Below are 24,544 nucleotides of genomic sequence, written 5' to 3' on the forward strand. Positions count from 1 at the left end.
GCCTTTCTTTACGGACTGAAATATATGTGTTAAACTAAGGATAATCGGAATAGGGATCCCATCCCTGTCTTCCCCTTGGTTCCTGCATCATCCCACCCGATTCACACCCTGATTGCAAAACCATCTCCGACGTATTCGTCGCACTTTATTCCGGTGACCGTCTCGCTCATCGCCTATCGCGCATCAACTCCGATTTCACAGAAGGAGGCGAAAATGGAGACTTTCCTGCTGATCTTGTCTTTGATTCTGCTAGCTGGCGTTTGGTCCGCACACCTCGGCAATCGGTTGGGCTTCCCGGTTCTCATCGGCTTCGTGGCCATCGGCATGCTGCTCGGCCCGGGCGGACTTCGCCTCGGCCCGCACGTCCCCCTCTCCGCCGCGCAGTCCATCGGCTATCTCGCGCTCATTCTCATCCTGTTCGAAGGCGGCCTGCACACGCCGTTCGATCGCATCCGCAGCGTGTGGAAACCCGCCCTGTCGCTCGCGACCGCGGGCGTCGTCATCAGCGGCGCCATCCTGACCACCATGGCGCACGCGCTGCTGCATCTCCCTTGGTACGCGGCGGCGCTTTTCGGCGTGGCGGTAAGTTCGACGGACGCCGCTTCGGTCTTCGCCATCCTCGGCCGGCAGCCGCTGCGCCGGCGCCTGGTGGATGTCCTGGAAGTGGAATCGGGCACGAACGATCCCATGGCGTTCTTTCTGACCATCCTGCTCATTCAATGGTCGGAGCACGGCATCGGCAGACCGTGGAGCGCCCTCGGTTACGCGATCTCGACCTTCGCCCTGCAGATGGCGATGGGCCTGATTGCGGGGGCCGTGATCGGATACCTGGGCTCGCTGGCGAATCAGCGCATCAAACTCGACACAGGCGGCCTGTACCCGACGCTCTCCCTCGCGTTTGCGCTGCTCAGCTACAGCGTCGCCGTCCTCCTGCACGGCAGCGGCTTTCTCGCCGTCTACACCGCCGCGGTGGTGATGGGCAATCGGCGGCTGGAGCACCGCCACAGCATCCTGCGGTTTCACGAGGGGCTGTCCTGGACCATGCACATCGTGATGTTCGTCGTGCTGGGCCTACAAATTTCCCCCGCGCGGCTTGGGTCCATCCTCGTGCCGGGCGTGCTGCTCGCGGCAGGCGCCCTCTTTCTGGCGCGGCCCGTCGCTGTCTGGATCTCGACCATCGGCATGCGCTTCTCCGCGGCGGAGAAGGTGTTCATCTCGTGGGCCGGGCTGCGCGGCGCGGTGCCCATCGTACTCGTGCTGACCGCCATGCTCTCGCCCGCCTACACGCCCGCGCCAATGCTGGACGCCGTGTTTTTCGTCGTCATTGCGTCGACGATTGTCCAGGGCCTCACCGTCCGGCCGCTCGCCGCGAAGCTCGATCTGCTGGAGCGCGCCCCGTCCGGCGACCTGCTTGAACTGGTCCGCATCGCGCGCGAAAACGCCGTGATCACGCCGGTCGAGGTGGACGCTTCGTCCGATCTCGTCGGGCGAAAGATGATCGAGATTGAGTTTCCGGAGAACACGCTGTGCTACGCCATCGTGCGGGGCGATCAGGTCATTGTGCCGCGCGGCGCGACCGAGCTTCAGGCGGGCGATCACCTGCTGATTCTGTCGGACAGGCGAAACATCAGGCGGCTGCGGAGGCTGTTTGGCGCGGAGCGAATGGGGCCGGCGGAGATGTTGCCGTAGTCTTGCGGCGGGAGGCAGGTTGCGAGGGCAGGGCTCGGTGGCGCGAGATGACGGGAGACGGAGCCTGGTGGCTGCAGGCGACTTCCGGGATGCAGAGGGTCACAGAGGACGCAGAAGCGCGCGCCCAGGTGCAGACATCATGACAGGTTTTCACCGCATCGGTTCACATTCTCCTCGGCATCATCGACGGACCGGTTGGGTGCGCGTACACTGGAGGCATCCTCAATGCGGATGGCGCAGCGCGTGGGGGGCCTCGCAACACGGAGGAATCCGGCTCGCGTTGTGGTTTCGACCAGGATCTCCTATCATGGGTGGTGTGGTACGCTTCGATGCCCGGACAGGACAGCTTGCTCAAGGCGCTTACGCGCACGCTCTCGGGTGGAGCGCTTGAAGCCCTCGGGGTACGCGGCGTGGAGACACTGGAGCCATTCACGACCGAACTGCCCGCCAGCACGCTGAGGATGGATCGGGCGTGGCGGATGGCAAACGGCGACGTGTTTCACCTGGAATTCCAGGATCGCCGCGAGCGCACGCTTCACCGCTTTTTGGAGTACGATGCCCGCCTTGCCAATCAGGTCAAGACCAGAATCCGCACGGTCGTCTTGTACCACGCGCAGGTCGCCAGCGCGCCGCAGGAGCTGGACATCGGCACCGCCATCTATCGCGTGGAAAACGTGTTCCTCTCCGCGCTCGACGGCGATGGCGCACTGGACGAAGTTGAAGCTCACCTTCGCGTGGGACGATGGGAACCCGCCGATCGCCTTCGGCTGGGTCTCGCGCTCTCGATGCGCGTCGAAGACCGCCATCAAGCCATGGCCCGCGTGCTCAACCTGCTCCCGCGCGTTCCGGACGACGAAGAGCGCGAACTCGTGGCGAGTGCCGTCCTCGCGTTCGGTGACAGGGCGTTGTCAGACGAAGACCGCAGAAAATTGCGGAAGGAGCTGAAGAACGTGTTCCGCATGGCAGAAGAACTGTATGAAGACGGTCGCCACGATGGCAAACAACAGGCTGCCGAGGACATTGCGCACCGCCTGCTGGCCGAAGGCGTGCCCGTCGACGTTGTGGAAAAAGCGACGGGCCTGCCTCGCGAAAGACTCGAGCAGATGAAGCGCGAGGTGCACTGACGCTCACATGGGCGATGGGCCGAGCACCGCACGCGGAAGGTCTTCGGTCAGCTTGCGCCTCCAGCCGCCCTCCATGATCTGGCGAATGACGGCGTGCGACTGGCCCATGGGCGACACGTGCTCGTCCTCACCTCTTGAACGACAGCGCGCCGTCGTCCACGCAGATGGCGTGCCCATTGATGAATCGCGCGTCGTCCGACGCCAAAAAGGCCACCACGCGGGCGATCTCGTCCGGCTCCGCCATGCGCCGGCGCATGTGCGCCCGCTGAATCGTGTTCCACACGCGCTCGTCCTGCCGCCAGTTGTCGACGAGGCCCGTGTTCACCATCCCCGGCGCCACCGCGACAACGCGGATGTTGTAGCGGGCGAGATCGAGCGCCGCCGCCTTCGTCATGGCCACGACCGCCGCTTTGCTCGCGTGGTACGGGAGCTGATTCCGATCCGCGATGAACGCGTAAATGGACGCCGTGTTGATGATGACGCCGCCCGTACCTGCCTGCCGCATGTGGCGCGCCGCCGCACGCATGCCATAAAAGACGCCGTGCTGGTTGATGGATACGACGCGGAAGTACTCCTCCGGCGGATCGTCGAGGAAGTTTCGCGCGCCGTCGCCAAACACGCCGGCGTTGTTGAACATGATGTCGAGACGGGAGAATCGCGCCACCGCCGCGTCGACGAGCGCGTTCACGCTCGCCTCGTCCGTGACGTCGACGAACATCCCTTCCGCCTCGCCGCACGCCGCCTGGATCTCGTCGGCGACGCGCCGCGCCCCCGCCTCGTCGCGATCCGCCACCACGACGCGCACGCCGCGCTCGACCAAACGGCGCGCCGTGGCGCTGCCGATGCCGCCCGCGCCGCCCGTCACGATGGCCACGCGGCCCTCCATGTCCCTCATGCCAGCGCCTCCTCCTGATACGCCATGAGCCGCTCCCGCCAAAACGCGGGGATGGGCTCCGGCCGCCCGTTCCCATCCACGTGCACGTACACCGTCTCCGCGCGGAAGATGGGCTCGCCCTCCCGCGTCATCACAAATTCCAGCGTCACGCTCGTGTTTCCAATGCGCTTCGGCCGCACCCAGATGGACAGCTTGTCCCGCCAGCGCGCCGGTTTGAGAAAGGTCTGCGTGGACGTGGCAATGACGGTCGTGGGCACGTCGTCATAGAGCCCCAATTCGCTCCGGAAAAACTCCTGATACGCGAGATCGAGGTACATCAGGTAGTTAGCGTTGAAGACGATGCGCTGCGCGTCCACCTCGGACCAGCGCACCTCGAGATCGTAATGATAGCGAAACCCTTCCATGTCGATCACCTCGCGTCACGGCAGGACGAGCGTCACGCCGCCGTCCACGCGCACCGTCTGGCCGCGGATCATCTCCGCCTCGGGCGAGCACAGAAAGAGCGCGAGATTCGCCACGTCGTCCGGCGTCACCATGCGGTGATACGGCATCTTCTTCTCGAGCTTCTTCAGCGTCTGATCCATGTCCGGGAAGTGACCCAGCGCGTCCGTGAGAACGGCGCCGGCCGAGATGCAGTTCACGTTGATCCGGCGCGGTCCGAGTTCCACGGCGAAGTAGCGCACCATCGCCTCGAGCGCGGCCTTGCTCGTGCCGACCGACAAATAATACGGAAACACGCGATCCGCCCCGAACGAGGAGATGGCGAGCATGGCGCCGCCCTCAGGCATGAGCTTCGCGGCCTGCTGCGCGCCGATGAGAAACGCCCGGGCGTTCACGTCGACGGTCCAGTCAAAGCCCTTCGTATCCACCTCGAGCGCCGCGCGGTTGCGGCCCGATGCGGCGTTGTGGATGAACACGTCCAGGCGGCCAAACACTTCGCGCACCTCGTCAAACAGGGCGACAATCTTCTCCTCCTGCGCCATGTTGGCGCGCACGGCGATGGCCCGCCTGCCCATCTGCTCGATCTCGGCCACGACTTCGCGGGCGAGATCGCCATTCCGGAAGTAATTCACCACCACGTGGGCGCCCTCTTCGGCGAAGCGAATGGCGAGCCGGCGGCCGATGCCGCGCGAGCTGCCGGTGACGAGCACGACCTTATCTTCAAAGCGCCGAGGCGCCCGCCCTGTTTCAGCCAAGCTGCATCCTCCATTCGACGCGAAGCCAGTTCTCGCTCCATGATACCAAACGCAGGGCGCCTTGTCCCAGCCAAATTCGTCGCCTGGCGCCTGTGGACGTGGTATGATAGAGGCGGAACTAGCACCAAGTCATAAATTTGTGCGGGCGGTTCAGATTCACGTAGAGTCTGACAGCGAGAGGAGAACCTTCATGGCGGACAAGACGCGCATCGTCGTCACCGGAATGGGCGCCGTGACGCCATTCGGGGTCGGGGTTTCGACGTTTTGGGAGAACATCGTCGCCGGCAGATCGGCCGTGCGCAAGACGGAGGACGAACTCTTGCGCACGTGGGCGCCGGTGGTCGCGGCGGCCCGCGACTTCGATCCGGCGGCGTATCTGGATAAGAAGCAGGTGCAAAACAGCGACCGATTCACGCAGATGGGGTTGGTGGCCGCGGCGGAGGCCATTCGGGACGCGGGGTTCGGCGACGGGGGCGCGTTTGGTCCGTATGAGCGGGATCGCATCGGGATTTCCATTGGGTGTGCGTTTGGCGGCGTACAGACGTTGGAAGAGGGGGCAAACCGGCTCGCGTCGGGGCGCTCGACGCGCGTAGGCCCGAGGCTTGTGCCGAAGTCCATTCCCAACGCGGCCGCGGCCGGGATCGCCATGCGCTATGGCATTCGTGGGCCGGTGATGACGTACTCGACCGCGTGCGCCTCCTCCGCCAACGCCATCGGCGAGGCGAGCTACTGGCTGAGGCTCGGCGAGATCGACATGGCGCTGGTAGGCGGCGCGGAGTGCCTGTTCAGCCCGGCCATCCTGGCGGGCCTGCGCGCGGCGGGGGCGCTTGCGACGGAGGGGCCGGAGGACTACAGCGCGTGGTCGCGGCCGTTTGACAAGCGGCGGACCGGCATGGTGATGGGCGAGGGCGCGGCGGTGCTGGTGCTGGAGACGCTGGAGCGGGCCCTTGAGCGCGGCGCCACCATCTACGGCGAACTCGTGGGGTACGGCACGTCGAACGACGCGTACCACGAGACCTCGCCCGATCCATCCGGGCACGGCGCGAAACTCGCCATGGAGCGGGCGCTGAAGAGCGCGGATCTCGCCCCTGAAGACATCGACTACGTGAACGCGCACGCGACGGCGACGCCCGCGGGGGACGTGGCGGAGTCGACGGCGCTTCGCGACATGTTTGGCCCACACATCGACGAGATCCCGGTGAGCTCCATCAAGGGCGCGGTGGGCCACATGCTCGGCACCGCCGGGGCGATTGAGTCCATCGCCTGCGTGAAGGCGCTCGAGACCGGATGGCTGCCGCCCACCTTGAACTGCGACGACAAGGAGGAGATTGCACCGCGCGACGTGGTCGCGAATCAGAGCCGCAGGACGGCCATCCGCACGGCGCTCAGCTCCTCGTTTGGCTTCGGCGGCCAAAACGGCGTGCTCATCTGGAAAAAGGCCGAGCTGTGAGCGCAGAGCGGCCAGTGTAGCAAAAGCCGGACGGGATGATCCGTCCGGCTTTTTTCACGCTTGGAGCCCCTCACCCCGCTGCGACGCCCCCGCGTCCGGCTCCCAGCCATCGGCGCTCGTCTCAGCGCTTCAGCCTCCCCCCGGCGCGTATGCCCACGTCCAGCCGCCATCCCGCGTCACGAGCAGGCCGCCATCCGCGAGGAGCGCGCCGAAGTCGTCGCCCGAAAGCGCCAAACTGACGACCTCGCCGGGAAGCTTCGGCTGAAGTCCGGGCGCGAGATGGCGCGCGGTCCACGTTGCCCCGCCGTCCGAGGTGACAAAAAGCGTGAGCCCCCGGGACGGGTCCATGTTCGCGGACGAGGCGCAGACCACCATCCCGCGCGATCCCGCCCAGGCCATCGCGAGCGCGTCATATCCCTCAGGAAGCGAGACCGTGCGCTCAGCGTTCCCGCCGGCAGGCGACGCCGTGAGCACGGGCTGAAGCACCGGCCCAGTGTCCTTCCCGTTGGCCTTGCCCCCCGGCCGGATCAAGTGGTTATCGAGCCACCAGACCGTTCCCCCGTCGAAGGCGGGCGCCAAGGCGAGATCGTCATTGGGCACCGAGCGGACGGTCGACCAGTGCACCCCGTCCCGCGACGCAAGCTCCAGGTCCTTCGGCATCGCCGCAATGGCGAGGAGGTACCCGTCGGCCGTCACGGACAAAGCCGCGTCCGACGGGCCAAAGGGCATCAGGCTCTGCACCACGCTACCGGGCAGATCCGCTGCGCCGAGTTCCGTCCAATGTTGGCCGCCGTCCCGGCTCACCCACAGGTGCAGCGGGCCGTTGCCACCCGAGGCGTCCACCGCGGCCACGGCGAGGCGCTTGCCGGGGCCCGCCGCGACGGCGATGGGCGTCTGGCGCGGTATCCGGGCGAGGACGCGCCACGAGGCGCCGCCATCCGCACTCTCCTCCACCGTGCCCTGAAACAGGTCGCCGTCGATGCCGAAAAGCATTGGCGATCTAGCCGAACCCAGTGCGGGATCCGCGATGACCTGGACGTCGGGCGGCGCCGCCGGCGCAACCCGGTGCCACGCGCCAAGCCCCTGCGCGCTTTCGTACAGGCCCGTCGGCTCAGACGAGGACGGCGCCGCGTACCAGGTTCCGGACGGGCCGCGGGCGAGCGAGACGCTGTACCAGTACGGGACGGTCGCGAGGGTCGACGCCTGCCCGGTCCGGAGGTCAAACGACGTCACGCCGCCGGGAAAGGGCGCGGCGCCCGGGCAGAGCCCGATGTACGCGACGTCCCCGTCGAGGACCGGCACAGACTGTGCGATCCGCCCCTGGTACACTTGCGGCATGTCCTCGCGCCACGACGCCCACCCGTTCGTGGTCCAAAGCACCCGCGTCTCCCAACTGCCGAGATCCTTGACCACCCACACGCCGACGCCGCTTGCGGTCATGGCGAGATTCGCCTGCCACGGCACGACACTCGGCCCTGTCAACACGGTGTGAAACGTGCGCCCCCCGTCGACACTCTCGGCGATCACGACAGGCGCGGGGTGATTGCCCGCCCGAAACACCTGCGGTGATACCTCGCTCAGCCAAACCCGCGCCGGCGATGGGAAGGCGGCGTCGAGCACCGCGTCCTGGAGCGGCACCCGCGCCCAGGTCGCGCCGCCGTCCACCGAGCGCAGCAGTTGGCCGCTCACCGCCGCATAGCCGGTCGCTCCAAACAGCGCCAGGACTGGCGTCGCCGCGGGCATCTCGTCGGCTGGCGGCGCCGTGAGCTGCCAAACGGCCCGCCACGACGCGCCGGCGTCTCGCGTCTGCCAGATGCGGTACGCGGCCGGCCCCTCCGCCATGTTGGGGCTCGCCTTTCCGCGCAGGACGGTGATGGCGGCTCCGTCCGACGGGCTCGAGAACGAGATGGCGACGACCTGCCCGGGAAGCTCGCTCACCACGTGCCATGGCTTGCCGGCGGCGCTTTCGATGATGGCGCTCGAAGACGGTCCATCGAGCGCCGCAAATCCAACGGCGCCGACGAAGCTCGGCGAGACGACCTGGGTGACGCGAGCTGGTGCCCACCTAGGATCACCAAGTACCGCAAATTCCCCGCGGCTCGCAAGCGTACGCTCCATGCTCGAGCTGCCCGCATCCGCCGTGACCCCCGTCCCCTTGGCAGCCGTCCCGTGCGCGTTCGCCCCTGCGGCCAAAGAGCCTGGCAAAGAGCCTGGCGCGTTCTCGGCCGAAACGCCTTGCGCTCCGCAGCCCGCCGCGAGCATTCCGCACGCGCTGCAGGCGGCGCCAAACCAAATCAAACGGCGCATTCCATCCGCCTCCCTCTGCGCTTCGCGCACAGACCACATGGATTAGACGGAATGCGCCGCGATGGTGTGACACCGACGGAAGGCGTCAGGTCTGTCCCACCCAGTCAGGCTGCGCGACGCGCCGCCACGCCTCGCGGATGGCGTCAAATTCCTCCTTCGGCAGCGGCCCCTCGTCCACGTAGCGCGCGTTCTCCTGCCACCTTCCCGGATTCTGCGTCCCCACGATGGCCGTCGTCACGCCCGGCACAGAGAGCGTGAAGCGGAGCGCCACGCCCACCGCCTCGCTGAGCGGCCGCTCGGTGAAGGGGAAGTTCAGTTCCCTGAGCCTGCGCCAATACTCGACGTAATAATCCACGTCCGGCTTCTCCTGATATCGCCACGCCACGTTCGCCACCGGCCGCTTGGCGATGACCCCCATCCCGCGCGCGGCGGCGAGGGGAATGACCTCGTCGATGGCACTCTGATCCGCCACGTTGACCGACGTCTGCAGGCTGTCGAACACGCCGAGTTCCACGGCGTACTTCGCCGCCTCATTGTCGCCGCTGTAGCCGAGGAAGCGGATCTTGCCCGCCTCCTTCGCCTTCTGCAGCTCCTCGATCACGCTGCCCTCCTTCAGCACCTCGACCGAGCAGCTGTGGAGCTGCATCAGGTCCACGTAGTCCGTGCGCAATCGCTTCAGGCTCCGGTCGATGCTCGCGCGAATGGTCTCCGGCGCCCAGTCCGGGGTCTCGAGTCCCGAACGGTGGCCGCACTTCGTGAACAGGAAGTACTCGCTGCGGCGGTGGCCCACCGCCCGGCCGATGAGTTCCTCGCTGTCCCCGTAACACTCGCCCGTGTCGATCACATTCAGCCCCGCGTCGAGCGCGCTCGCGAGCAGGCGCTCCACCGTCGCGACGTCCGAACCGCGAATCTCCGATCCGCCAAATCCCAGCGCGCTCACGCGCATGCCCGTGCGTCCAAACTCGCGATATTCCATCGTCGTCTCCTCCTCACGCCTCGGCTTCCTCGGCTCGCCTGAGGCAGGTCATGAGCACGTCCCCCAATTCCCCCGGGTGCGTCAGCCGAAGGGTCACGTCCGGCCGCTCGCGGCCGATGTACCGATCGATGTAGATGGTCAGCATCCCCAGGCGGATGGCCGGACGCATCTCGTTCCGGTAGTGATCCCCAATCGACACCGCCCGCTCGGGTGCCACGCCATACTTCTCCAGCCATTTGCGGAAGTGCTCCTCCGTTCGGTACGGTTTCACCGCCCGAAACACGAAGTCCTCGATCACGTCTTCCAGGTTCAGCTTGCGCAGAATCGCGCGGCTGTCCGGCTCCGGGCTGTTGGTGGCGAGCACCACGTGGCCGCCGCGCGCCCGGATCTCCTCCATGGCCTCCCGCAGCCCTCCGAGCGGCTGCATGGGAAACGGGCCCGCCATGAAGTCGCGCGTGCGCAAAAACGCCTCGTCTCGCTCGCGCGGGCCAATCCCGTGCCGAATCGCCACCACCTGCAGGAGTCCCCACGGATCATCCACGTGCAGATACGCCCGATCCGGCCTGTCCTCCTCGGCGACGTCCACCCGCTCGCCCGTCTCGCGCGAAAACGCGTGTCCGTAAAACGCATGACCCTCGTGGAGAAGCGCCCGGCGGGCGTCCTCGAGGAACGCCTCTCGCCTCGCTTCCGGCAGAAACGACGCCAGTTCGCGCGCATACGCCTCAAAGTGCTCCGTCTCGGCGTACACAGTGCCGTCGAGATCGAAGATGAAGAGCTTGGCACGCCCGATGCGGACGTAAGGGTCCTGATGCACTCGTCTCACTCCCGCAGAATCGAATGGTCTCTGGCATCATGGTTCACATTTTCTCTCTCGATCACGCCTCGAGGCGAAAGCTCGCCACCATGCGCTGCAGCGACTCGGCCATCTGCGCGAGCGCGGCCGCGGAGGCCGTCATCTCCTGCATGGAGGCGAGTTGCTCCTCCGTCGCGGCCGCCACGGTCTCCATGCCCGCGCTCGTCTGTGCCGACACCTGCGCAATCTCGTCCACGCCCTCGCGCAGCTGCGCGGACGCCCGGCCCAGGCGGTTGACGAACGTCAGCACGCCCTGCAGTTCCTCGTCCACGCGCTCCACCGCCTGGCGGATGCGCGCGAACGACGCGCCCACCGCTTCGAACGATGCCTTGCCCGCCTCGACCTGCTCGCGCGAGGAGGCCATGCGCGCCGCCGCGTTCTCCATGTCGGCCTGAATCGCGGCCACCAGCGCCGCAATCTGCTTCGACGAGTCGGCCGACTGCTCCGCCAGCTTCCGGATTTCCGACGCCACCACCGAAAACCCGCGCCCCGCCTCGCCCGCGCGCGCCGCTTCGATGGCCGCGTTCAGCGCCAAAAGGTGCGTCTGCTTGGCGATGCGGGTCATGACCTCCACAATCGCGCCCACTTCCTGCGATCTCGACGCGAAGCTCCGCACGGCCTGCGCGAGATGCTCAAACGCGCCTTCGACGGAGGCCATCTGCGCAAGCGCCTGCGCCACGTGCTCTCCACCGTCCCGCGCTGCCTCCCGCGCCTGAGCCGTCGCCTCGCTGGCGCCCCGGAACCGGGCCGACATGTCGTCCATCCCGCGGGAGAGGAGCTGGAACACGTCAGTGGAGCGGGCGATGCGCGCGTCCTGCCGCTGCACGCCGGCCGACACGTCCTGGATGGTGAGCGCAATCTGTTCCGCCGCCTTGCCCGTCTCCTCCGCGCTCGCCGCGAGTTCCTGGCTTGCCGCGGCGAGATCGCCCGACGTGCGCGCGAGCTCGCGGATGACCTCCTGCATGGCGGCGGTGGCGGCGTTCAGCTCGCGGGCGAGAAGCCCCATCTCATCCTGGGTCTCGACGGCGACGCGCGCCGCGAGATTGCCCGCCGCCACGTCCTGCACCGCGCGCACCAGCCGGCCGAGCGGCCGGATGACGAGGATCTGAATCGCCACGAGCAACAGCGCAGCCGAGACAATGACGCTCACCGCGCTATTCACGTAGATCCCGTATTGGCTGTCCGGCACCGCCCGGCGAATCGCGGCGTTGATGGCGTCCGAGATGGGGACGCTCACCGCGAGGCTGACGATCACGACGACGATCATCTTCACGCGCAGGCTGACGCGCACCGCCCTTTCGCTTGCCGAACCGCCCCGAGGCCCTGCATGCAACGTTTCCGATGTCTTCTCCAACGCGCCTTCACTCCCTATCGCGCATCCCTTCTCAAACTACGACGTAAAGCGCGCCATCTCCTGCCTGCGGTTGCCCATGAGCGGGCGCGGCTGTCATAATAGAACAAGTGGTCTGACAGAGACAGATGCGGGAGGTGCGCCATGGGGTTCGACTACTGTTTCGCCTGCGGAAAGGACAACCCGCACGGCCTCCACATGCACTTTGAGCGAGACGGAGACGGCGTGGTCTGCCACTTCCAGACGCAGGAACATCATATCGGCTGGCCGAATGTCCAGCACGGCGGGATCACGTGCACGCTGCTCGACGAAGCGTCCGCCTACGTGCCGTTTTTCATGGGGCTCGTGACGGTCACGGCCGAGCTCAACATCTCGTTCAAGAAGCCCGTCCACGTCGGCGAGCGGCTGCGCGTGTGGGCCAGGCCCACCAAGGTCTCGTCGCGGCTTCTGGTGGTGGAAGCGGCGGTGGAAGGCGAGGACGGCGAGCTGAAGGCGTCGTCGACGGCCAAGATGATGGTGCTCAGCACAGAGAAGCAGAAACAACTTGGCATGGAGGGGTTGGAGACGAGAGGATGACATCCCGGGAGAATCGCGGTCGCCTGCTCATTTCGTGTCCAGATAGAATCGGCATTGTCGGCGCCATCGGCCAGTTTCTCGCCTCGTGCGGGGCGAACATCGCCGAATCTGCGCAGCACTCCACGGCGCCCTGGGGCGGGGACTTCTTCATGCGCGTCGAATTTGAGCTCGAAGACCTGCCCAACCGCGAGGAGGCGCTCTGCCGCGACTTCGCGAAGTTGGCCGAGGAATACCAGATGCGCTGGCGATATCACCCCGCGAGAAAGAAAAAGCGCATGGCCATCTTCGTCTCGCGCGAGCTGCACTGCCTGCAGGAGCTTTTGTGGGAATGGCAGGACGGCCTGCTCGACGCGGATCTCAAGATGGTCATCTCGAATCACGAAGACGCAAGGCCCCTCGTGGAGAGTCTCGGCATTCCCTACTATTACATCCCGGTCACGCCGGAGAACAAGCCGGAGGCCGAGGCCCAAGCGCTCGCGCTCATGGACGGTCAGATCGACGTCATTGTCCTCGCGCGGTACATGCAAATTTTGAGCCCGTCGTTTCTCGAACACTATCCGCAGCGCATCATCAACATCCATCACTCGTTTCTGCCAGCGTTCATCGGGCGAAATCCGTATCAACGGGCGTATCAGCGCGGGGTGAAGCTCATTGGCGCGACGGCCCATTACGTGACCGAGGAACTGGACGAAGGGCCCATCATCGAGCAGGACGTGATGCGGGTGGATCACCGCTTCACCGCCCTCGACCTGCGCATCGCAGGGCGTCAAGTGGAGCGGGCCGTGCTGAGCCGCGCCGTGAAATGGCACCTGGAGGACAAGGTCATCGTCCACGGCAACAAGACCATCGTGTTCGCGTGACGGGATGGCCCGGGGGCGTGACATGGGCGGCTGTCGCTTCGGCGTCCGCCAGCGCGGCATACGCTGAAGCGAAAGGAGGCAGTCTCGCCATGCCACATCCGTTGTATCCCATTGCGAAGCAATACGTCGGGCGACCCGTCATCGTGCACCACGTGAACGGCCGCCGGTATCACGGCATCCTGCACAGCGTCCGCGATCACGGCATCTATCTTCTCAACGTGCGACCGATTGCCCACGCGGCGGGCCAGAATGAGGAACGATTCTCGACGCTCGACGAGGCGGAAAGCGGCGACATCGAGACGGTGTACGCCCCCGTCGGCTACTTCGCGTTCGGCGCCCTGACCGGCCTCACGCTCGGCACGGCGCTCGGCGCAACGGTGGCCCGCCCGTACCCGTATTACGGTTACGGCTATGGGTATGGATATGGGTACGGTTACCCTGGCTACTGGTGGTAAACCGATGGGGCTGTCCCAAAACCCATCCGTTCGAGGAGGGTAAGGGGCTAGCCCCTTTTTCTTGGTTGCTGGCTGTTTCGCATGCGGGTGCGAAGGAGCGACCCTGCGTCGTTCGAGAGGGTCGCGTTCTTGAGCAGATGGTGGGCGAAGTGGACGAGCCTCATCGCGAGGTGCGTGTTGACGAGGCCCCATCACGCCGAGCTGCCGGCTCCGAGCCCGTGCGCCACTCCTTGGCGCGCCCGCTCGGCCACGAGCGCCACCAGCCGCGGATCTCGCCCGAGCGGCGCCGCGACCTGAAGCGAGATGCGCCTCTCTCCCCGCCATCGGTTCACCCGCTCCGAAAGTCCCTCCGTGAGGAGCCCCGGAAACCAAAGATACGGCACGACGGCGATGTGCCGGCAGCCCATGCGCCACAATTCTTCGAGCGCCCCTTCCAGCGAGCGACCCGTGCCGGCCAGGTAGCCGTGGACAAGCGGCGCGCCGATCCGGCTTGCCACGTTCGCCGCCACGCCCGCAAACGCGCGCTGCGCGTCCTCGTCGCGATTGCCCCGTCCGACCAGGACGACACCAGCCCCCTCCGGCATGCGCGCGACAAGCTCCCGGGCGCGATCCACCGCCACGTCGATGAACGCCGGTTCGTCCCCGAACGGCTGGCTCCACGTGAGCTGCAGCCGCCCCACCCGTTCCTCCGCGCGCGCCACAGCTTCCGGAAGATCCACACGCATGTGCCCCGCGGAGAAGAGAAGGAGCGGCACCATGTGCACGCGCCGCACGCCCGTCTCGGCCAGCTGGACGAGCGCCTCCGTCACATCCGGCCGGGCGATCTCGACGAACGCGCCCGCGACATCCCCTTCGCAGAGCCCCGCGCGCTCCGCAACATCGTCCACAAACCGGTGCCACATGTGCATCCCGTCTTGAAGCCTCGTCCCGTGGCCGATGAACAGAACCTTGCCCTCTCCGCGTATCATGCGCCGCACACCGCCTCGGCGGCCGCGAGCCCGAACGCGTCGGCGCGGCGCAGCGGCTCGCCGCCCATCCCCACGTCGACGGCGAGCGGCCGCAACAGGGCGGGATCGCCGAGCGCCCACAGGTCGGCCGGGCCGTCGGCGAGCCACTCGGCGACGATGTCGCGCCACGCCCGCACGAACGGCTGCCAGGGCGCGGACACGGCCGGCACGAACCGCGGGCCCAGGAGATGAAGCGGCCGCACCTCGGCGCCGCTCGCCCTGCAGGCCGCCTCCACGTCCGCGTCGCGGCCCGAGCCGGGCGCCTCGGCGAACCACACCTCCACGGGCATCCGCGCCATCTCGCCGAGCGAGCGGGCGTCGGGCGCAAGGCCGCGATCGCGCAGGGCCTGCGCGACGTAGCCGTCGACGGCGGCGAGCTTGAGATTCGAGAGCCGGCGCAGATCCAATCCGGCGCGCTGCACGGCGCAGAGCCACGTCTCAACGCCGAGCGCCGTGCGGAAGGCGAAGCCCACCGGCTTGCCGTGCGCCGACATGGACACCGCAGCGTCCACGTCAGCCGTTCGCAAACTCCGCGCTCGATCCCACGTGTGGGCGAGCACCTCCGCCCCCTCGGCCTCAAGCTGCGCCGCGTGCGCGAGCGCCTCGCGCATGGACGACGCAAAGAGGAGGTGGCGTTCGCCGAAGCGCGGCATGGATTCGAACCACGAGCCGAGCGACGCATCCGCCGCCACGTCGCCGATGACGATCACGGCGGGCGATCCGATGCCCCGCCGCTCCGCCTCGGCGGCCAGCGTGGCAAGCGTCGCGCGCAGGGACCGCTGCTTGGCGCGCGAGCCCCACGCCACGATGGCGGCCGGCGTGTCGGCGGAGATGCCCCGGGCGATGAGCTCCGCTGCAATGCGCGGCAGTTCGGCGACGCCCATGAGCAGGACCAGCGTCTCGGCCCCCGCGAGGGCGTCGAGGTGCGCCCGGAGACCGTCGCCCGCGTGCCCGGTTGCCACGGCGAACGAGCGGCTCACGCCGCGCAAGGTCACTGGAATGCCCGCAAACGCGGGCACGGCGACGGCCGACGTGACGCCTGGCACCAGCTCGAACGGCACGCCCGCCTCGCGCAGGGCGGACGCTTCCTCCGCGCCGCGGCCAAACACGAGCGGATCGCCCCCCTTGAGGCGGACGACGAGGCCGTGATGGCGCGCCAAATCGACGAGCATCGCCTCAATGTCCCGCTGCGCGAGCGCGTGGCAGCCCGGCGCCTTGCCGGCGTACAAAAGCGCGGCGTCCGGTTTCGCGTGCATGAGCAGGCGCGGCGAGACCAACCTGTCAAAGACCACCACATCCGCCTGTTCGACGAGCGCTCGGGCGCGCTCGGTCAAAAGCCCCGGGTGGCCAGGGCCGGCGCCGACGAGCGCCACGCGGCCATATGCCATGTCGCTCCCTCCTCCTGCGATGCCATCACGAGACCGGGACGGCTTCCTTCAGCCGCTCGATCCCGACGCGGTGGCAGAAATCCCCGAACCGCTCGCCGGGCAGCCGCTCGTCGCGGTACAGCTCGAGCACCGGGCGAAGCGTCGGGACGAGATCGTCAAACGGCACCATCTCGCAAAAACGCGCGTTGAGGCGCGTGCCGGCGACGTTGGCGCCGAGGAAGATGTCGTACTTGCCGATGACGCGGCCGACAAAGCCAATCTCCGCGATGTACGGCCGCGCGCACCCGTTGGCGCAGCCGGTCATGCGGACGGTGATGGGCTCCTCCGCGAGGCCGAGTTCCGCGAGCACCGCCTCGAGGCGCTCCACGACCTTCGGGAACACGCGCTCGGATTCCGCGATGGCGAGCCCGCACGTCGGCATGGCCGGGCAGGCCATGGAACGCAGCTTGACGGGCGAGTACGCGTCCGGCAGGCGGATGCCCTGCGCGGCGAGCTCCGCCTGGAGGGCGTCGGCCGCCTCGGGGGCGAGATCGGCCAGGATCAAGTTTTGCTGCGTCGTGAGGCGCACGGTCGGGCGGTACTTCGCGATGGCGGCCGCGAGCGCCGACTTGAGCGGAAAACCTGGCTTATCGGCGATCCGGCCGTTTTCCACGTACAGCCCGAGGTGCACCTTGTCGCCATCCTCGATGCGGCCCAGGTGATCGTCGCTCGAGTGCCAGACGAGTTCGCGCGGCGGCGCGAGCCTTTTCCCCAAACGGCGCTCGGCTTCCTCGCGGAACCAGTCGATCCCGCGCGACTCGACGAGGTACTTCATGCGGGCGAACTTGCGGTTCTCGCGGTTGCCGTGATCGCGTTGGATGGTGATGATGGCCTTGACGACGTCGACGAGCTCGCCCGGGGTGACGAACGCAAAGGGCTTCGCGAGCGCTGGGTGCGTCTCTTTGTCGCTCGCGGTGCGCCCCATGCCGCCGCCGATGAGGAGCGTGTACCCGGCCACGTTCTCGCCGTCCCGGTGGGCCACGATACCGATGTCGTTCGAGTACACGTCCGAGCAGTTGTCACCTTCGTAGGCGAAGCCAATCTTGAACTTGCGCGGCAGGTACGTTTCGCCGTACAGCGTCTCACGGGCGCGATCGACCTCCGGGTCCACCCGCTCGCCGTCGAGCCAGATCTCGTGGTACGCATTCGTCTTGGCGCTCGTCTCGTCCACGAGCCGGAGCAGATCCCGGCGGACCGCGTCCTCGAACGGGCCCTGGTGCGGATGCGCGCAGCCGACGGTGTTGCGGACCTGATCGCCACAGCCGCCGAGCGTCGTGATGAGCGCCTCGTTGATGCGGCGAATCGTGGACTTCAGGTTTCGCTTCAGCACGCCGTGGAGCTGAAAGGTCTGGCGCGTGGTGATGCGCATGGTGCCGTTGCCGTACTCGTCGGCCAAGCGGTCGAACACGAGGTATTGATCCGCGCTCAAGACACCGCCCGGGATGCGGGCGCGGATCATCATGATGTAATGACGTTCCTTGCCCTGCTTGGTCAGCTCTCGGCGCAGGTCGCGATCGTCCTGCTGGTACGTGCCGTGAAACTTGAGCACCTGCACGGCCTCTTCGGTGAAATGAGAGGCGTCGTTCTGGAGCTCCTCCTGAAGCGACCCGCGCAGGAAGCGGCTGTTCTTCTTGATGATCTCGACCTTGGACAGCTTCTCCTCAGACACGCTCGCACCCCCTCACTGATCGGCGTGAAGGCCGCACTCGGTCTTGTCGAAGCCGGCCCAGCGGCCGCTCCGCGGGTCTTCGCCTGGCTTCACGGGACGCGTGCAGTGCAGGCATCCGATGGACGGATAGTTGCGATCGTGCAAGGGGTTGTAGGGGACGCCGCGTTCCACGATGTAGTTCCACACGTCCTTCTCCGTCCAGCGCACGAGCGGATTGACTTTGACGATGTTGAACTTCGCGTCCCACTCGAACACCTTGGCGTTGCGCCGCGTCGGCGCCTGTTCGCGCCGGATGCCGGTGATCCAGCCGTCGTAGCCCGCGAGAAACGCCGCGAGCGGTTCGACCTTGCGGATCTTGCAGCACAGGTTCGGATCGCGGCTCCAGAGCGCGTCGCCGTATTGGGCCGCCTGCTCCTCGAGCGTGAGCTTCGGAAGCACCTGGTGCAGGTTCGGGATGCCGTACTTGGCGACGGCCCGTTCAATCAATTCGTACGTCTCGGGAAACAACACGTTGGTGTCGAGATAGAACACGTCGGCCTGCTGGTCGATGGACATCAGCATGTCGAGGATCACCATGTCCTCGGCGCCGAACGAGCACGCAAACGTGATGTTCGGCACCCTGCGCAGCGCTTCGCGCAAGATGTCCTCCGGTCGCGCCTCTTCGTACGTCGCGGCCAACTCCTCAATCCACGCCGCCTCTTCCAGGGTCACAGCCATGGATATTCACCCCAAATTCCAATTGGTTTATGCGACATTCTACCGTATCTCCACGTTAATCGCGTTTGACTGTAATGTCAATCGGATTTTAGGGTGATTGGGGCGCGATTGCGAACGCGTCCCCAAGCGCAATGGGATACGCGGCGAGCGGCTCGAACCGTCGGAGGCGTACAACATCATCAGCATTCGAGCTTGGAGAAAACAGGATGAAGCGAGTCAGGCGCCGAATCAGGTTCCATCTGGCGCGAGCGTCTGCGGCGAGCGGACGCCGACCGCGCGGCCATACCGATCATTGTCAGACAACAGCGCGTGACCTATCATGGAGGGAGGAATGTGCGGTGAACGGGGACCTTTTCACTCGGAGTTTCAAGGTCGCCGCGAGCCGTCGCTTCATCGCTTCTTGGAATACGATGCCCGCCTCGCTCACCGCGTCCGACGGCGCATTCGAGCCGTCGTGATAGAGCACGCCCACGTGTCGGAGGCGCCCACACTGCCTGGCGGAAGAGTTGTATGAGGACGGACGACACGAGGGTTTGAAAGAGGGCCTCCAGGAAGGCATCGACCGCGTGGTGCGGAACCTGCTTCGACAGGGTGTCGATCTCGACCTCGTCCGCGAAGCCACAGGTCTCTCCGCGGGGCAACTCGAGGCGCTGCGCAGGGAACTTGATTGAGGGAAGAAAGCCCCGTCCGCACGAGGTGATAGCGTGTCATCGGACCGAGTCCCCATCTGGCTCAAGCCGCGCGGCATGCCGTGCGCCGTGATCGGCGGCGGGCGCGTGGGCGCGAGGCGCGCCGAACGGCTCGCGAGAGCCGGAGCCAAGGTCACCCTGGTGAGCCCGACGCTCGGCCCTGAAGCCACCGAGCTCGTCCAACAGGACCTGGTGACGTGGATCGACCGCGCCTACCAGCCCGGCGATCTCACGAACTTTGCCCTCGCCGTCGCGGCGACGGACGATCCGGCGGTCAACGCCGCCGTGCGCGCGGAGGCGCGTGCGCGCGGGATTTGGTGCAATCGGGCGGACGACGCCTCCGACAGCGATCTCGACTTCGCGAGTGTGGTCCGCGTCGGCGAGATTTCCGTGTCCATTGCGACGGACGGGACCAAGCCCGGCCTCGCGAAAAGTCTGCGTGAAGCGCTGGAACAAGACCTCGCGACGGGCGGCGACACGTTCATTCGGCTGCTTCGGCGGTGCGCCGACGCGCCGGGCGCCGGCAAGTCGCCTCCCGAGCCACCATGACGCCGATCGCCGCGTACGCGGCAAGATTCAGGTAGACCTTCCAGGCGTCCTGCTACGCGTTCACCGCGCCGTCCACGTCGACGATTTCCCACGAAGGCCGGCCACATCGCGTTGGTCTTGGCCCACTCGGCCTTGGGGCCAGTGTCGTCCCCCAAAGGCGCGATGGGCCCGAACCTGCATTGCCTCATCCCTCGGGCCGCGGGCGAAGCGTCCTGCGGAGGACGGCCACCTTGCGGCGAGTGCCCTCCATCACGGCCGGCGGGGTCCCTTCCGCAGGCGCCGGAGCGGACGCTCTCGCCCGCTTCACGTTGCGCAAGAAGAGCGACAACACCAGCGCGACGAGCGCGATGCCCGCTGCCACGAGGAAGCTGTCATCGATGCCCTCGACCGCGGCGAGAAGCTGCGCCTGACCATAGAGCAGGTACGTCACGAGGGCATTCGCCTGTTGTGCGGTCATCGGCGCCATCGCGGCGAGCGCATGCGCGAACTGGGACAGCGTGATGTTCAGGAACGGGTTGTTCGTCTGCACCGAAGTGACCAGTTGCTGGTAGTGCATGTTGGACCGATCCGTCATGATGGTGATGAGAAGCGAGGTGCCGAGCGACGCCGCAATGGTGCGCACTGTGTTGGCCGCCGCCGTGCCGTGGCTGTTGTACTGCCGCGGCAGGTGGTTCAACCCCGCCGTCATGATGGTCATCATGATGAAACTCAGCCCAAACATGCGAAGCGTGTAGATCCACATGATGTCGCCAAGCGGCGTCTGCAGGTTGACGCGACCGAGCTCCCACGTCGTGACAACCGTGATGATAAGTCCCACGATGGCGAGCGGGCGAATCCCAATTTTATCGAGCAGCGCGCCGGAGATGGGCGACATGATGCCCATCAGAATAGCTCCCGGCAACAGGATCAAACCCGAATCGAGCGCCGAATAGCCGCGGACGTCCTGCACGTAGATGGGCGTGAGGAGCGATCCGCCAAACATGGCCATGTTCGCCACACAGCTCACGACCGCGGCGATGGTGAATCCGCCGTATCGAAACACCCGCAGGTTCAAGAGCGGATGAGCCGACGTGAGCTCCCGCACCACAAACAAGATGAGGAACACCACGCCCACCGCGATGCTCGCCACCACCTCCGTAGCGCCCCATTCCTTGTTGCCCGCCTCGCTGAAGCCATACAGAAGCGAACCCAACCCAATGGTGGACGCCACGAAGCTCCAAAACTCGAACTTCGGAAACGTCCGCTCGGTGACGTTTTTGAGGAAGATGGAGGCCACGACGAGATCGATCACGGCGACGGGCAGCACGATGTAAAACAGCACCCGCCACGAGTAGTTCTGCACAATCCAGCCAGACAGCGTCGGGCCGACCGCGGGGGCAAAGAACATCGCGATGCCGATGGTGCCCATGGCGCGGCCGCGCGTCTCCGGCGGATACAGGTTGAGAATCACGGTCATCATGAGCGGCATCATGATCCCCGCGCCGGCCGCCTGCACGATCCGTCCGACGAGCATCACTGGGAAGTCGGGCGCCAGCGCGCACAGGAGCGTCCCGACGCCAAACAGGAACATGGCCCCGAGAAACAGCTGGCGCGTGGTGAACGTGCCGATGAGAAACGCCGTCATCGGAATGACGATGCCGTTCGTCAGCAGGTACCCAGTCGAAAGCCACTGCACGGTGCTCGCCGACACGTTGAAGTCGGCCATCAGCTTGGGCACGGCCACGTTCAGAAGCGTCTGATTGAGGATGGCCGCAAACGCACCCAGGATGAGCGAAAACAGGATGGGCCCCTTGTGCAACACCGGCTCACCCGTGGGCCCGCCGGGCCCTGGCTCAGGCGGGCGGCCGGCGATGGTCTCTCCGCCGTTCATGCGCCCACCCCCTTATTTGTGAATGCGGACCGTCGCGCTCATCCCAGGCACCAGTTGCCCCGTGTAGGTCTGAAGCCGGATGCGCACCGGGATGACCTGGGTCACCTTGGTGAAGTTCGCGTTGTTGTTCGTCTGCGGGAGCAGCGAGAACGTGGCCGCGGTCGCGAGGCCAATCTGCTGTACCACGCCCTGGAACGACGTGCCGGGAAACGCGTCCACATAGACGTCGACGTTCTGGCCGACGTGCACGTCGTTGATGTCCGTCTCCTTGACGTTCGCCGTCACCCAGAGATCGTTCAGGTTGTACGCGTACGCGAGAGGCGTGCCAGCCACGACGAACTGATGGTTCACAGCCTGGTTCTGCACAATGGTGGCGGTCTCCGGCGCGGTCACGCTGACCGTCGCGCCCTTCGCGCCAGGCACGCTGATGGTGCCCATCACGTCTCCGGCCGAAAACTGCGCGCCTTCGGTCCCGTTCCACGAGGTGAGCTCGCCGGAGGCCGGCGCCGTGATGACAATCTGCCGCCCGGTGACCTGGGCGTCGTCCGTCTTCAGGTACAGCGTCGACTGGTGATAGAAGTAGTACCCCACAAATCCGGCCGCGAGGATAACCACGAGGATGATCACCTGGATGAGGAGAAGCCGCCTTGCATTCATCGGGACACCTCCGCCAAAACTTCGTCAAGTGAAGTGTCCCACGGACGCGCGGCTTCATGCTCGCCGCCGCATGCCACCTATATCCAACCCTTTACGGACTTTGTTCCGGGATTTGATACGCGGGCGACGACTTCCAGTTCGCCGGGATCGAGGTATCGGTCCATTCATTCTTTGGCATGAACGGCGCGTGATGCTCGTTGAAGTACGCGTCCAGCATCTGCCGCGCGATCACGGCCGAAAACTGCGCGCCATACCCGCCTCCGGGCGCCATCACGGCCACCGCGACCTGCGGATGATCAGCCGGCGCATAACAGATGAAGACCGAGTTGTCGGTCGGTTTGCCGCCGAGCATAATTTGCGCCGTCCCCGTCTTGCCCGCGACCTGATACGGCGCCCCGGCGAACGCCCCATACGCCGTGCCGTTGGGACTGGACGTCACGCCGATCATGCCGCGCTGGACGAGGTTCCACTGCCAATCCGGCGCGGTCACGCGTCCGGTCCTCTTCGGCTTCACCGTGGACACGGGTTTGGCCCCGTTCGTCGGCGTCCCGTTCGGCCCATAGACCGCCTGCAACACGTGCGGCGTCACCCGGACCCCTCGGTTCGCGAGCGCGAGCGCGTATTCCGCGAGCTGAAGCGGCGTGAACATCTGCGACTGGCCGATGGCGGCATCCGCCAAACTCGCCGGCGATCCGTAGTTCACGTACTCCCCCGTCTTCGCGATGGACCGCTCGCTGGCCTTCAGATCATACGGGACCTGCCGATTGCCCTGGCGCGAGTCGAGGATATAAAACGCGCCGTCGTTCTCGTACGGCAGGTCGATCCCCGTCTTATAGCCGAGGCCAAAGTCCGCTTCGCCCTGAAACAGCGCGTTCATCCCCTTCGCCAGGTCCGTGTTCAGGTAGTGTTGGTACGAGCCATCCTGCGCTGGCCACGACCCGCCCTGCGTCGCGCTCGATCCGAACCATTTGCCGAGCCACAGCCCGACCTCGTAGAAAAACACGTCGCTCGACACCGTCAGCGCCTCGACGGGATCCACGGCGCCGAACGCGAATCCCTCGTCCTCGTTCTTGCGCGACTTGCCGATGTAGATGTACCCGTCGTCTTCGATGGTCGTCTGCGGATTCACGAGCCCCGCCTTCATCGCCGTGATGAGGTTGGCCGGCTTGACCGTCGATCCCGGGTAATTCACCATGGCGATGGCGTTGTTCACCTGGGCGCCCGAGGTCGACACGTAGTGCGCGTGTTGCCCCAGCGTCCCCAGCGTGAACCAGTTCGGGTCCAGGTACGGGTAGCTCACCATGGCGATCACGCCGCCCGTCTTGACGTCGAGCATCACGGCGGCGGCGTTCTCGACCGCGTTTTTGTCGCTCACCTTCTGAATCATGCTCTGCATGATCATCTGCGCGCACGCCTGCTCGTGCCCGTCGAGAGTGAGCTGCAGGTTGTCGCCGTTCTGCGGCGGGATCTCGCCCGCCTCCGCGATGGCGTTGCCGGCGCTGTTGATGGTCACGAGCTCATACCCTGGTTTGCCCTGCAAGAGCGGCTCGTACTGCTCTTCGACCCCCGTCTCTCCGACCTTCTGGCTATACAGATACCCTTGGTACCGGCTCACGTTCTCCGCCGTGATGGCGCCGACATAGCCCAACACCTGTCCGGCGAGATCGCCGTACGGATACTCGCGGATGTAGTCCTGGATCACCTGCACGCCGGGAAGCTCGGATTGGTGCTCCACCACATACGCGACCTGGGCGAGCGAGACGTTTTTGGCGAGCGTCACCTGAATCGTACCGGAGTCCGACTTCATGAGGCGATAGAGCGCCTGCGGCGTCTGGTGAAGGACGGGGGCCAACGCGCTCGCGAGATGCCGATACGTCGCGTCCGACGTGGTGGAATACCGGTTCATCACGATGGACAAAGACGGCTTGTCCCACGCCAGCACTTGGCCGTTGGCATCGTAGATCCAGCCACGCTGCGGCAGGACCGGGATGCGCGCCTTGGGAATGCTGAGTTCGGCCTGCCGATACGCTTTTCCATTGGATATCTGCACGTACGCGGCGCGCAGCAGAAGGCTCGTGAAGGACAAAAAGATCATGGCGTAAATCACGTGCGTGCGAAACTGGCGCTTGCGCCAGCGGCGCTCCTCTTCGGTCAGTTCTTGGCGTTTCCAAAATCGCATACGATAACCTCGTCCTTTGCTATGCAGAGCGGTCCGCGCCGTGCGGGC

22 protein-coding genes are annotated in these 24,544 nt (G+C 66.1%); 8 read left to right on the top strand and 14 right to left on the bottom strand.

Annotated features, from left to right (window positions below; translation table 11 throughout):
• Positions 1-213: 213 nt before the first annotated feature.
• Positions 214-1,689 (top strand): potassium/proton antiporter, encoded by a 1,476-nt coding sequence (locus AACI_RS11900; protein WP_012811655.1) that lies wholly within the window; start codon positions 214-216, stop codon positions 1,687-1,689.
• A gap of 329 nt (positions 1,690-2,018) precedes the next feature.
• Positions 2,019-2,813: a hypothetical protein gene (locus tag AACI_RS11905; protein WP_041708224.1), complete on the top strand. Its 795-nt coding sequence runs from the start codon at positions 2,019-2,021 to the stop codon at positions 2,811-2,813.
• A gap of 127 nt (positions 2,814-2,940) precedes the next feature.
• Here the strand turns inward: AACI_RS11905 and AACI_RS11910 are convergent, their stop codons facing one another.
• Genes AACI_RS11910 through fabL form a run of 3 tightly spaced genes read right to left on the bottom strand, consistent with a single transcriptional unit; the run spans position 2,941 to position 4,904 of the window.
• Positions 2,941-3,708 carry an SDR family NAD(P)-dependent oxidoreductase gene (locus AACI_RS11910; protein WP_012811659.1) on the bottom strand — a complete coding sequence of 256 codons (768 nt, stop codon included), beginning with the start codon at positions 3,706-3,708 and terminating at the stop codon, positions 2,941-2,943.
• Complete coding sequence (locus AACI_RS11915; protein ID WP_012811660.1) at positions 3,705-4,112, bottom strand: acyl-CoA thioesterase; 408 nt, start codon at positions 4,110-4,112, stop codon at positions 3,705-3,707. Before AACI_RS11915 ends, AACI_RS11910 begins: the two co-directional genes overlap by 4 nt.
• A 15-nt stretch (positions 4,113-4,127) precedes the next feature.
• Entirely contained in the window at positions 4,128-4,904 is a 777-nt protein-coding gene (fabL, locus tag AACI_RS11920; RefSeq protein ID WP_012811661.1) for an enoyl-[acyl-carrier-protein] reductase FabL, read from the bottom strand.
• Positions 4,905-5,094: 190 nt separating this feature from the next.
• Here fabL and AACI_RS11925 point away from each other — a divergent pair, with 190 nt between their 5' ends.
• Entirely contained in the window at positions 5,095-6,354 is a 1,260-nt protein-coding gene (locus AACI_RS11925) for a beta-ketoacyl-[acyl-carrier-protein] synthase family protein (RefSeq protein WP_012811662.1), read from the top strand.
• A gap of 129 nt (positions 6,355-6,483) precedes the next feature.
• Here the strand turns inward: AACI_RS11925 and AACI_RS11930 are convergent, their stop codons facing one another.
• From AACI_RS11930 to AACI_RS11945, 4 genes are all read right to left on the bottom strand, one after another.
• Complete coding sequence (locus AACI_RS11930) at positions 6,484-8,661, bottom strand: sialidase family protein (protein WP_012811663.1); 2,178 nt, start codon at positions 8,659-8,661, stop codon at positions 6,484-6,486.
• Between the two features lie 85 nt (positions 8,662-8,746).
• Positions 8,747-9,637 (bottom strand): aldo/keto reductase, encoded by an 891-nt coding sequence (locus AACI_RS11935; RefSeq protein WP_012811664.1) that lies wholly within the window; start codon positions 9,635-9,637, stop codon positions 8,747-8,749.
• Positions 9,638-9,650: 13 nt separating this feature from the next.
• Entirely contained in the window at positions 9,651-10,451 is an 801-nt protein-coding gene (locus tag AACI_RS11940; RefSeq protein ID WP_012811665.1) for an HAD family hydrolase, read from the bottom strand.
• A gap of 61 nt (positions 10,452-10,512) precedes the next feature.
• The gene (locus tag AACI_RS11945; protein ID WP_012811666.1) at positions 10,513-11,844 is read right to left on the bottom strand and encodes a methyl-accepting chemotaxis protein; all 1,332 of its coding nucleotides are present in this window, start codon (positions 11,842-11,844) and stop codon (positions 10,513-10,515) included.
• A gap of 141 nt (positions 11,845-11,985) precedes the next feature.
• On the opposite strand from AACI_RS11945, the gene AACI_RS11950 reads away from it, so the two are divergent.
• From AACI_RS11950 to AACI_RS11960, 3 genes are all read left to right on the top strand, one after another.
• Complete coding sequence (locus tag AACI_RS11950; protein ID WP_012811667.1) at positions 11,986-12,417, top strand: PaaI family thioesterase; 432 nt, start codon at positions 11,986-11,988, stop codon at positions 12,415-12,417.
• Positions 12,414-13,277 carry a formyltetrahydrofolate deformylase gene (gene purU / locus AACI_RS11955; protein ID WP_012811668.1) on the top strand — a complete coding sequence of 288 codons (864 nt, stop codon included), beginning with the start codon at positions 12,414-12,416 and terminating at the stop codon, positions 13,275-13,277. The genes AACI_RS11950 and purU overlap by 4 nt, the downstream gene beginning before the upstream one ends.
• Positions 13,278-13,366: 89 nt before the next feature.
• A complete protein-coding gene (locus AACI_RS11960) occupies positions 13,367-13,732 on the top strand; it encodes a hypothetical protein (protein ID WP_012811669.1) in 366 nt (121 codons plus the stop codon).
• A 191-nt stretch (positions 13,733-13,923) separates the two neighbouring features.
• Here AACI_RS11960 and AACI_RS11965 read toward each other — a convergent pair whose 3' ends face one another.
• The 4 genes from AACI_RS11965 to AACI_RS11980 are packed head-to-tail and all read right to left on the bottom strand — an operon-like array spanning position 13,924 to position 18,552.
• Positions 13,924-14,700, bottom strand: a complete 777-nt coding sequence (locus tag AACI_RS11965; protein WP_012811670.1) for a sirohydrochlorin chelatase — start codon at positions 14,698-14,700, stop codon at positions 13,924-13,926.
• Positions 14,697-16,127 (bottom strand): uroporphyrinogen-III C-methyltransferase, encoded by a 1,431-nt coding sequence (gene cobA, locus AACI_RS11970; RefSeq protein WP_012811671.1) that lies wholly within the window; start codon positions 16,125-16,127, stop codon positions 14,697-14,699. Before cobA ends, AACI_RS11965 begins: the two co-directional genes overlap by 4 nt.
• 25 nt (positions 16,128-16,152) lie before the next feature.
• Positions 16,153-17,835, bottom strand: a complete 1,683-nt coding sequence (locus AACI_RS11975) for an NADPH-dependent assimilatory sulfite reductase hemoprotein subunit (RefSeq protein ID WP_012811672.1) — start codon at positions 17,833-17,835, stop codon at positions 16,153-16,155.
• 12 nt (positions 17,836-17,847) lie between these two features.
• Complete coding sequence (locus AACI_RS11980; RefSeq protein WP_012811673.1) at positions 17,848-18,552, bottom strand: phosphoadenylyl-sulfate reductase; 705 nt, start codon at positions 18,550-18,552, stop codon at positions 17,848-17,850.
• 533 nt (positions 18,553-19,085) lie between these two features.
• On the opposite strand from AACI_RS11980, the gene AACI_RS16605 reads away from it, so the two are divergent.
• Both AACI_RS16605 and AACI_RS11985 read left to right on the top strand, forming a co-directional pair.
• Positions 19,086-19,223: a hypothetical protein gene (locus AACI_RS16605; RefSeq protein ID WP_169304853.1), complete on the top strand. Its 138-nt coding sequence runs from the start codon at positions 19,086-19,088 to the stop codon at positions 19,221-19,223.
• 33 nt (positions 19,224-19,256) lie between these two features.
• Positions 19,257-19,790, top strand: a complete 534-nt coding sequence (locus AACI_RS11985; protein WP_012811675.1) for a precorrin-2 dehydrogenase/sirohydrochlorin ferrochelatase family protein — start codon at positions 19,257-19,259, stop codon at positions 19,788-19,790.
• Between the two features lie 184 nt (positions 19,791-19,974).
• Here AACI_RS11985 and AACI_RS11990 read toward each other — a convergent pair whose 3' ends face one another.
• The 3 genes from AACI_RS11990 to AACI_RS12000 all read right to left on the bottom strand — a co-directional run bounded on the left by AACI_RS11990 (position 19,975) and on the right by AACI_RS12000 (position 24,496).
• The gene (locus tag AACI_RS11990) at positions 19,975-21,660 is read right to left on the bottom strand and encodes a DHA2 family efflux MFS transporter permease subunit (RefSeq protein WP_012811676.1); all 1,686 of its coding nucleotides are present in this window, start codon (positions 21,658-21,660) and stop codon (positions 19,975-19,977) included.
• Positions 21,661-21,672: 12 nt separating this feature from the next.
• A complete protein-coding gene (locus tag AACI_RS11995; protein WP_012811677.1) occupies positions 21,673-22,317 on the bottom strand; it encodes an HlyD family secretion protein in 645 nt (214 codons plus the stop codon).
• A gap of 91 nt (positions 22,318-22,408) precedes the next feature.
• The gene (locus AACI_RS12000; protein WP_012811678.1) at positions 22,409-24,496 is read right to left on the bottom strand and encodes a peptidoglycan D,D-transpeptidase FtsI family protein; all 2,088 of its coding nucleotides are present in this window, start codon (positions 24,494-24,496) and stop codon (positions 22,409-22,411) included.
• Positions 24,497-24,544: the final 48 nt, after the last annotated feature.

The sequence above is a fragment of the Alicyclobacillus acidocaldarius subsp. acidocaldarius DSM 446 genome, assembly GCF_000024285.1.
Classification (GTDB): Bacteria; Bacillota; Bacilli; order Alicyclobacillales; family Alicyclobacillaceae; genus Alicyclobacillus; species Alicyclobacillus acidocaldarius.